Source organism: Gordonibacter sp., from assembly GCF_036667095.1.
Classification (GTDB): domain Bacteria; phylum Actinomycetota; class Coriobacteriia; order Coriobacteriales; family Eggerthellaceae; genus Gordonibacter.
Window position 1 is genome coordinate 1 of sequence record NZ_JAVWUP010000113.1, and the last position, 8605, is coordinate 8605.

At 55.5% G+C, this 8605-nt stretch carries 13 protein-coding genes; all 13 read left to right on the forward strand.

What is annotated here, in order from left to right; translation table 11 throughout:
• Positions 1 to 365: 365 nt before the first annotated feature.
• The 13 genes from RR842_RS09815 (at position 366) to RR842_RS09875 (ending at position 8465) form a co-directional block, all read left to right on the forward strand.
• Positions 366 to 587 (forward strand): hypothetical protein, encoded by a 222-nt coding sequence (locus RR842_RS09815; RefSeq protein WP_332729614.1) that lies wholly within the window; start codon positions 366 to 368, stop codon positions 585 to 587.
• Positions 588 to 1124: 537 nt separating this feature from the next.
• Positions 1125 to 1397 (forward strand): hypothetical protein, encoded by a 273-nt coding sequence (locus RR842_RS09820; RefSeq protein WP_332729615.1) that lies wholly within the window; start codon positions 1125 to 1127, stop codon positions 1395 to 1397.
• Positions 1394 to 2218: a BRO family protein gene (locus RR842_RS09825; RefSeq protein ID WP_332729616.1), complete on the forward strand. Its 825-nt coding sequence runs from the start codon at positions 1394 to 1396 to the stop codon at positions 2216 to 2218. The genes RR842_RS09820 and RR842_RS09825 overlap by 4 nt, the downstream gene beginning before the upstream one ends.
• Positions 2219 to 2244: 26 nt before the next feature.
• Positions 2245 to 2466: a hypothetical protein gene (locus tag RR842_RS09830; RefSeq protein ID WP_332729617.1), complete on the forward strand. Its 222-nt coding sequence runs from the start codon at positions 2245 to 2247 to the stop codon at positions 2464 to 2466.
• A 136-nt stretch (positions 2467 to 2602) separates the two neighbouring features.
• The gene (locus RR842_RS09835) at positions 2603 to 3034 is read left to right on the forward strand and encodes a hypothetical protein (protein ID WP_332729618.1); all 432 of its coding nucleotides are present in this window, start codon (positions 2603 to 2605) and stop codon (positions 3032 to 3034) included.
• Complete coding sequence (locus RR842_RS09840) at positions 3031 to 4245, forward strand: site-specific integrase (RefSeq protein ID WP_332729619.1); 1215 nt, start codon at positions 3031 to 3033, stop codon at positions 4243 to 4245. The genes RR842_RS09835 and RR842_RS09840 overlap by 4 nt, the downstream gene beginning before the upstream one ends.
• 161 nt (positions 4246 to 4406) lie before the next feature.
• Complete coding sequence (gene mihF, locus RR842_RS09845; protein ID WP_332729626.1) at positions 4407 to 4709, forward strand: integration host factor, actinobacterial type; 303 nt, start codon at positions 4407 to 4409, stop codon at positions 4707 to 4709.
• Positions 4710 to 4938: 229 nt separating this feature from the next.
• Positions 4939 to 5313, forward strand: coding sequence for a DUF4406 domain-containing protein (locus RR842_RS09850; RefSeq protein ID WP_332729620.1), 375 nt, complete (start codon positions 4939 to 4941; stop codon positions 5311 to 5313).
• A 197-nt stretch (positions 5314 to 5510) separates the two neighbouring features.
• Positions 5511 to 5924: a Lin1244/Lin1753 domain-containing protein gene (locus RR842_RS09855; RefSeq protein WP_332729621.1), complete on the forward strand. Its 414-nt coding sequence runs from the start codon at positions 5511 to 5513 to the stop codon at positions 5922 to 5924.
• A 450-nt stretch (positions 5925 to 6374) separates the two neighbouring features.
• Positions 6375 to 6692 (forward strand): hypothetical protein, encoded by a 318-nt coding sequence (locus RR842_RS09860; protein WP_332729622.1) that lies wholly within the window; start codon positions 6375 to 6377, stop codon positions 6690 to 6692.
• Positions 6693 to 6920: 228 nt separating this feature from the next.
• Entirely contained in the window at positions 6921 to 7592 is a 672-nt protein-coding gene (locus tag RR842_RS09865; protein WP_332729623.1) for a site-specific DNA-methyltransferase, read from the forward strand.
• 1 nt (position 7593) lies between these two features.
• Positions 7594 to 7908, forward strand: a complete 315-nt coding sequence (locus tag RR842_RS09870) for an HNH endonuclease (RefSeq protein ID WP_332729624.1) — start codon at positions 7594 to 7596, stop codon at positions 7906 to 7908.
• A gap of 131 nt (positions 7909 to 8039) precedes the next feature.
• A complete protein-coding gene (locus RR842_RS09875; protein WP_332729625.1) occupies positions 8040 to 8465 on the forward strand; it encodes a hypothetical protein in 426 nt (141 codons plus the stop codon).
• Positions 8466 to 8605: the final 140 nt, after the last annotated feature.

An 8605-nucleotide genomic window follows, 5' to 3' on the forward strand; every position in this document is an offset into this window, starting at 1 on the left:
CCTCGTCTGATAAGGCCGCAAGTAGACGGGTTAATACTTGGCTTCCGCTTGGGATGATTCCAGCGGGGTCAGGTGATAAAAACATTAGCCAAAAAGACCACCCCCTTCTATCGAGTGAATAGGCAGGGCATTTGAGCGCCTAGGATAATTCTGACAGAAGTCAAGTATTAACCCGTCGAAAAGGCGTATCAGCTTATCAGCCAACACCGTGCGGGTCGCTCGCTTTCGCCCGCACCGTCCCTTCATATGGGTGCGAGGCTATCGCAACGTGCGCACTTACAATCGGTGCTCTCCTAGCCGATTGCGCATGTGATCGAGCGGGCCGCACGGTGCTGGCTGGCGAATGAATGAAAGGAGGTGAAGACATGGGTAAAAAGTGGCTTACGCCGCAGGAATCAGCGGCATACATGAACACGACGCTCCCGAGGATTTACGAACTAGTGAAATCAGATGACGTGAGGTCTTACGTCAAACCATGGAGCAAGTCGAGGCCTTATCGACTCATTAGCACAGATGACCTTGACGCATATGTAATGTCATGGGAGCAGGGCAAAGACGCTTACAAGAGGCTTGGAGAAGGCGAATGAGTGAAAGGAGGTGCCCTTCGTGCGCGATCTTTTTGCTAGGCTAAAACATTGGCTTATTGACATTCCGTTCTGGTTACATGAAACCATTTGGTATGTCGGTACCGTGCTCGTGCTGTCAATAGAGTCGCTTGCGATACTCTTATTTTTAGTAAAATGCACGACGCACTAAACCGGTGAGCGTGCTCTCTTTTTGAGGTTGATAAAATCCACTAATTTTTTCAACAGGTTGTATTCGCTGTTTGAAATCTCAAGCCCGTTCGCTTTAATCACGAAATTCCCCAATCTATAAAAAAGCCGCCGACGGAAGCACCCGCCAACGGCCAAGCCATGAAATGGAGTAACCCAAATGGCAAAAACTATTTTACATGCAAAACAGGGCGGGTGGGCGACAAAAGTTCTTGCCGTCCTCATCGTCACTGGAATTCTACCGGTAGCGCTTGTGGCGCTTTTGATGGCCGCATGCGATATGTGGGGCGACTGGCTCCTGCTTGTCGCGATAGCCCCGCTTGTAATCATGTTCGCAAGGTGGCGAGGCTGATGAGTGCCGAAGGCAAGGCCCGCGGGTGGCTTTCTGTTGCCGACGCTGCAAGGTATGCAAGCGTTGCCGAGCAGATCATCAGAGTTGCCGTAGCAAGCGGAGAGCTCCCCGCGTATGAGCGCCCCGCGTTGCGCGAGCGCGACAGTGCGCTTCGTCGGAATATGCGCGTGAGCATCGCCGATGTTGACACCTGGGTGCGCGACACCTGGAAGCCTGCGGAGGTGGGCGCACGGGTGCGCGACACCCGGGGGCCTGTGGAGGTGGTCGTATGAGCGATACCGTTTTTATGGGAACCGTGGTGCACACGCCGAGCACGGCGAGCGATATCCAGATATTCGACAACGCCGAGTTTGGGCGGGTTCGTACGCATGAGGACGAGCGCGGTGTGGTGACGTTTTGCGCTAAGGATGTCGCGGCGGCGCTTGGCTACAAGAACACGAGCAAGGCGGTCAACGACCATTGCCATGGGGTAACGATTCGTTACCCCATCCCTGACCAGCTTGGGCGCAGGCAAAAGACACGCTTCATTACCGAGCCGGATGTGTACCGCCTTATTTCTCATAGCAAGCTGCCAAGCGCGCAGCTCTTCGAGGCGTGGGTGTTTGAGGAAGTGCTTCCGGCAATCAGGCATCACGGCGGATATGTGGGCACAGCGCCCGGCGAGAGTGATGAACAGATTATGGCACGGGCCCTGGTTGTGGCAAACGCCGCCATAGAGCGCAACCACGTTGAGATTGACAGGCTCAAACCCAGGGCCGCGCTTGGCGATGCCCTCATGGGCAGCGACGGGACGTGCTGCATTCGGGAGGCTGTGCGCTACATAGCGCCGATGAACGATGCGATAAGGCTGCGCGACGTGCTGGAAGACCTCAAAGCCTGCGGAATGCTCTGCAAGGGCCCAGGCTCAACGCCTCCAACCCGTGCAGGCATAGACACGGGCCGCCTCGTGCAGCGCGCCGCACCCGATGTTGTGCACGAGGACGGATGGGTCACGCGTGGGCGGGCATACGCTCATGTGACTAACAAAGGTATTGCATGGATGATTCAGCGCTACGGGCAAGGCTACGCGTTAAGTGCAGGTGATACGCTATGACTGAAAAAGTGAAGGAAGGATTGAATATGGTCAACGATGAGAACGAGACCGCTTGTAAGAACTTCATCGAGCGCATTGATAGCGTGGAGCAGGTAGCACTAGATATGCTAGATGAGATTTTGGATAACGGCGATCTGTGCGCGTTCTGCACAAGCGATGATGACGACTGTCACGGTGATGGCATATGTGCCGTACTCGATGGCACAAAGTACGCTGTTCGCTTGCGTGCGCTGGGGGTGAGCGAGTGAGCACGCATTATAAAAACCGTGAGCCGGGAGGTGGCTGCGGTGGGTGCCTGGCGGTGCTTGTGGTGATCGTGATCTTTGCTGCCACTGCAGGTGTGTGTTGGGAGCTGGGGGCTATGGTCGCCCGCGCCCTGGTCGCTTGACGGCGTTAGAATTCTTCGTTCCATCCAACCGGATCTCTTCTAAGGGCACCCCTACGCACGTTGACGGATGGAACGAGTACATCAAAGCCCAGAACAAGAACCGCTATGTCGCTGCCGCCATGGAGCGCGAGAACGTTGGAAACGTTGTCTCGCACACACGAGCCGCCATGCTGAAACAGCACTTCGAGCCTTTAGGGGTGCCAGCACTTGTAACGGTCACATTCGTGGAGATAAACCGCCGCCGCGACGTTTCGAACATCTACGGAGGGTTGAAGTGGGTGCTCGATGGGCTTACACGTCCAAGAGGAAGTAAATACATGGGAGCCGGGGCGATAGTTGATGATAGCCCGAAGTGGTGTGAGGTGAACACTCATCTCGACGTTGACGAGAAGCACCCAGGTGTGAGAATCAGAATCGAGCCGTTGTGACAGATAAAATCACCGTGAAGCAGGACGGCCGGGGCGTGTGGTTCGCCCGGCCGTACCTAGGCAAGACCCCGGCCGGGCGCGATAGTAAGCCCTACAAGAGTTTTCCAGAGGCACAAAGCGAGAGTGAGGCACTTGCGCTCGCGCAAGCGTGGGCGGCGGGCCTTACCCATGATGGCTTAGTGCCAAGCATGCTGCTCACCGACCTTTTGGATGACTATATATCCATGATTGAGGCCAAGGGTGCAAGCCCGAACAGTATCAAAGCGTACCGGCTGTTTGCTTCGAACTACTGTGCACGTTTTCTCAAAAAGCGCCGAGCCGACGAGCTCACAGCTATGGACTTCAACCGCTTTGAGGTTGCCTTGCTGAAAGGTGGAGGGCGGGGAGGCGGGCCTCTGTCTCAAAACACCGTTATTGGCGTTTATCAGTTTCTTCGAGCTGCTTACCGCTACTTCGTTAAAAACGGCCTTTGCGAGAGCAACCCGCTTGTCATGGCTGAAAAGCCAAGCATGGAGCGACATGAGGCCATATCCCTTGAAGAATGCGACTTCACAGCGCTCGTGCACTACGTATCAGCGGCCATGCGCGGCGATGCTTTACCCATCAAAGATCGTAGCGAAATCGAACAGCGTGAGCGGGTGTGTGCGTTTGCTGTCTGGATGGCGCTACATACCGGTATGCGCGTTGGTGAGGTGTGCGCCCTGCACCGCCGCGACGTGGCCGTCCTTCGCGGTTTTGTTCACGTGGGTGGAACCGTGATCGAGCAAACAGGTCACAGGGCCGAGCGCGCCGCGAAGCCGAAGACATCCCACAGCCGCCGCAACGTTTCTATGACCCCAGAAGAGTTCAACGCTATTGCAGAGTTCACGGCCTGGCAAGATAGCGCCTTTGCCTGGTGTGGCTCAAGCTCGCCGCTCGTGTCGCTTGACGGCTCCTACATGCGCCCAACAAGTGTATCCGAGGCATTCAAGAAGCTATGCCACCGCCTAGGCATTGACCAGGCTGCAACATTTCACACCCTGCGCCACACACACGCCTCATGGTGTTTGGCCGCAGGCGTAGACATTATTACGCTTTCCGAGCGCCTGGGACACGCCGACCCATCAATCACCATGAGGGTATACGGACACGTTTTATCGGGTCGAGACGTAGCAGCCGCCGAAGCGTTCGCCTCAATAGTCAAGCGCGTGGAGGGTGAGGGAAAATCATGAGGTGTCCCAAAAACAGTACTGACAAAAGACTGACAATGAAGCCAGTTTTCCACAATGCTAAAAAGTCGAGTAATGCAAGGTGAAGGGCTAAAAACACCCCTTCGCAACAAAGTAGTTTCTGTATAAGAACAAATTATCTTGTTTTATGAAAGGTGAAGACGATGATTCCAAAAATGACCAATGAACAGCGCTTGGCAGCACTTGAAAAGGCAATGCAAGGGCGCAAGGTGCGCGCGGCGCTGAAGAAGCGTATCAAGGCCGGAGAGGTGCCCCTCGCTGATGCCCTGGCGCACCCCGATGCTCAAGACATGCGTGCCAGGCAATTCATAGCGGCGTTTCCCGGCATTGGCGACGCTCGGGCTACGGCGATCATGAAAGCCGCCAGGATAGCCGAAACGCGCCATATCCGAGCACTTGGCACAAAGCAGCGGTCAAACCTGCTTGAAATTATGGCTAAAAGCTAGGCGAGGTCGATTTTGGCGGGCTATCACGCGCTTTTGTGAACTCATGCCCGTTTTGCGGTATGCAAGGTCTTAAAAACGATTAGAAAGGTTCAGACTATGGGTATCGTTGAAGTATTCGGATGGTTTCTGGCCGTTATTGCTGGAGTATTCGTTCTCACTATCGCGGCGTTTTGTATATCCTACGCGATTTCATACGGGTGGAATGCCGGAGGGAAACAGGGGATGCGTCGTGGTTAAACATCCCTTTATCGTCTTTCTGTCCGGCCCCGTGAGTGGTCTTCCTGACAACAACCGAGCCGCGTTTTCGGATGCCGCAGATCGCATAGCGGCCCAAACGGGTGTGCGTGGGAATATCTACGTTCCAACTGAGAGCGTGAGCGCAAATACGACGCATGAAGAGGCCATGAGCGAATGCCTCTTGGAGCTTGTTGGGGGTCAGTTTCAGGACTGGAACCTGCATGCGCCCTATGAGTGCCTAGCACAGCTTCCCGGGTGGAGCGATAGCCCGGGCGCTCTGATCGAGGCAGCGGTGGCGCTCTCTATCGGGGTTCCGGTCATGTCACTTGATGAGCTTTTGCAAAGCTATGAAACCGCCGACGCGTAGGTGTGAGGCGTGCCGCTGGTGGCGTGAGCGATATTCACGGCAGTGGTGCGCCAACCCGTCCCCTCCCGCGCTTCTCGTCACCGAGCACGGCCATGAGTGCGAGGATTTCAAGCAATCGAGCGCGGATGACTGGCGCGGCATGGTCTACGGCAACACCGACACACGCGAAACTCATTGTTGAAAGGAGGTGGCGGCACATGGCAAAAATCACGCAAGCAGACATCGAAGATGCGGCAAGGGACCCGCTCAAGTATTTCAGCCACGATTCCCACGCCGCCGAAGACACCAAGTGCCGCCGCCTGCTCAGGCGTTGCGGCATGGAGGGCTACGGGAGGTGGTGGCGGCTCTGCGAGCTTCTGGCGGCAGAAGAAGGACATCACTTGAGCGTGGCTGACATGGAGGATGAGGAACTACTGGCTGAATCCCTGTTTTTTGACGGGCCCTACGAACTGGAGGGGTTTCTTGACACGCTCACCGATTGCGGACTTATCTTAATGCCGGGAGATGGGTTCATATCTGCCCAGTTGGTGACTGATGCGAGCCTGTACTTCGGCAAGAAGCGCGCATCTGGCGGGAAGGGAGGAAGCAACCGTGGTAACAAGGGTGTTTAGTAATGAATTTACGAAGCACTGCTATAGCAGTGCTATTTGTATGCTCAAGCAGTGTTATCTTCACTGCTCAAGCAATATAAAAGAAAAGAAAAGAAAAGACAGGAAAAACGCGCGGCGCGTGCCTGCACGTGACGCGTTGCGCGTTGTGCGGTTAACCTATCAAGCAAGGTCTTTCTTTGGTTCTTTCTTTGTGGAAAACTTTTTTCAACGGACGAATCATACCGTAAAAACGGCAATTCAACAGGTTATGAACGTAGTTTTCCACAATTTGGAGGTTGTCCGATGATCGAGAGCTATTCAAGCGCTAGAAACCTTTTCGAGGCAGTCAGGGACGCAGCTACCGAACGAACCCGGACGCTTCGACAGATTGAGCGCTTGGAAGCGCGGAGGTTCGGCGCGGGCTCGTCAATCGCGGGAGGTGTGCGCTATGGCAGAGGCGATGTGAATGGCATGGGGCCAACCATATCCCTGATCGATTATCAAGAGCGCATGAGGCAGCGCATACAAGATGACGAGAGGCTCATGGAGTTCGCCGCATCCGTGGTGTATGGAATTGACGGTGTCGGCGGAGTGGACGCGCTTATGGGTTCAACACACGCCGATGCATTGTTTTGGCGCTTCCTGGCGGCTGAGACGTGGAAGACGTGCGCTGAGCAATGTGGCACGTCGGAATCTACTGTGAGGCGCATGGTATGGGCGGCGTTCGACATCGTGGACGCTCTAGGCTTCGACAATGTTGCAAAGGGTTTAGGGATTGCCGAAGACTGAAAAAAGATGTGAATTTTGACAGGGTGTGACAGGGTTTGAACAACTATGACAGGCAAAATGTGTGATATAAGTACGGTGCGCAAGAAAGCGCGAAATAGTGAACGACATTCAAGCCCCTACGGAATCCGTGGGGGCCTTTCATGTTCGGAGGTAGGTGTGCGCTCTTATTCGCTGCATTACGGTGACTGCATAGACGTTATGCGAGGTATTGAGCCGGGAAGTGTTGACATGGTGTGTGCTGAACCGCCGTATTGCTCGGGGGGCCTCACCCGCTCTGACCGCAAACAGTCAACCAGCACGAAATACCAAACAACAGGCCTTGACCAGTACCATCACGATTACGAAGGCGACGCGATGGACGAGCGGGCCTTCACATTGTTCACGATGGAGTGGGCCCGCCTGGCACGGGCGACCATGAAGCCGGGTGCGTCGGCTGTGGTGTTTTCAGACTGGCGACAACTTGCGAACACGTGCGATGCTGTGCAGGCGGCAGGCCTTGTGTTCCGGGGCATTGTAGTATGGAACAAGCCAAGTGCCAGACCCCAGCCAAACAGTTTTAGGGCAGATTGTGAATTTGCCGTATGGGCAACCAACGGCCCTATATACCGCACTCCGACACAAGGCGCGGTCTACCTCAAAGGATGCTTCTCGCACAACGTGGAGCCAACGAAGAACCGCATTCACATGAACCAGAAGCCCGTTGGCCTCATGCGCGAGCTTGTTGGGATTTGCCCGCCAGGCGGTACCGTGCTAGACCCGTTCATGGGCTCCGGTACCGTGGGCGTTGCCTGCTCTGAAACCGGACGCGGATACATCGGCATTGAACGCGATGCTGTCTACTTCGACATGGCAGAGGGGCGCGTGTCTGCGGCGTACGCCCAAGGAATGATCGAGATGTGACATGGCTAAAGAGTTCTCGGAGGCGTTCTATCATTCGAGGTCATGGAAGCGCGCGAGGTGCGAGGCTCTGATACGTGACCATGATCTGTGCCAGCACTGCGCTGCGCACGGCAACGTCGAGAGCGCCGTCATGGTGCACCACGTTATTGAGCTCACACCGGCGAACATCAACGACCCACGCATCGCCACGGACTTGAGCAACCTGGTGAGTCTGTGCGACACGTGCCATAAGATCGTTCATGGATGGGTAAGCGCAGATAAGCCTCGCAGGCGGCATACGTTCGATGCAGATGGCAACCTAATTTGTATCGAGTAAGCAAAACGCAAGTTGAAGCTCAAACAAAAGCAAAGACCACCCCCCGGTCGCTGCTTTTGGCCTGGAATAAATGGGCACCAAAGCCAACCTAAAATTTTGCGCGCGGAAGAATCGGGAAGTGGGGTGGTCTTGTGGAATCGTTCAAATTATCGGACAATCAAAAGTTTTCGCCCGAATCGGAGAATATCGCCACCGAGCGCGCCCGCGCTGCGACGCAAAAACGCTACCAAAGCGAGCTTAAACGCATCCAGACACTTACCAGCGACACCATGCCCAAGGCGAAGCGCAGCGCGGCCATGTCGCTACTACACAACGCAGCATGGATGAAGATAAAGCTGGACGAGGCGCGCGCAGATATGATGTGCCAGGCCATCGTCACCGACTACAACAACGGCGGCGGGCAGCAGGGCACGCGCGAGAACCCCGCCTTCAGCGCATACAACAAGCTGTTTGCCAGTTATTCGCGATGTGTGAAGCAGATAACTGACCTCATGGTGGGAGACGCGGGCGAACAGCGCGACGAGCTGGCGGGTTTCCTCAATGAAACGCGGCTCTAGTGGGCCTTGCGAGCTCGCGGCGCGCCGGTACTTTGGCAGCATCCTTGACGGCGGCGTAGCTGCTTGCCGTAAGATGAAGCAGGTTGCGGCCAATGTTATGGCTGACCTCGATTCAACCGAAGTTCAAATCCACGCGCCCG

Coding starts and splice junctions, on each gene's coding strand:
- RR842_RS09815 (WP_332729614.1), top strand. CDS start 366: ATGGGTAAAAAGTGGCTTACGCCGCAGGAATCAGCGGCATACATGAAC.
- RR842_RS09820 (WP_332729615.1), top strand. CDS start 1,125: ATGAGTGCCGAAGGCAAGGCCCGCGGGTGGCTTTCTGTTGCCGACGCT.
- RR842_RS09825 (WP_332729616.1), top strand. CDS start 1,394: ATGAGCGATACCGTTTTTATGGGAACCGTGGTGCACACGCCGAGCACG.
- RR842_RS09830 (WP_332729617.1), top strand. CDS start 2,245: ATGGTCAACGATGAGAACGAGACCGCTTGTAAGAACTTCATCGAGCGC.
- mihF (WP_332729626.1), top strand. CDS start 4,407: ATGATTCCAAAAATGACCAATGAACAGCGCTTGGCAGCACTTGAAAAG.
- RR842_RS09855 (WP_332729621.1), top strand. CDS start 5,511: ATGGCAAAAATCACGCAAGCAGACATCGAAGATGCGGCAAGGGACCCG.
- RR842_RS09860 (WP_332729622.1), top strand. CDS start 6,375: ATGGGGCCAACCATATCCCTGATCGATTATCAAGAGCGCATGAGGCAG.
- RR842_RS09865 (WP_332729623.1), top strand. CDS start 6,921: ATGGTGTGTGCTGAACCGCCGTATTGCTCGGGGGGCCTCACCCGCTCT.
- RR842_RS09870 (WP_332729624.1), top strand. CDS start 7,594: ATGGCTAAAGAGTTCTCGGAGGCGTTCTATCATTCGAGGTCATGGAAG.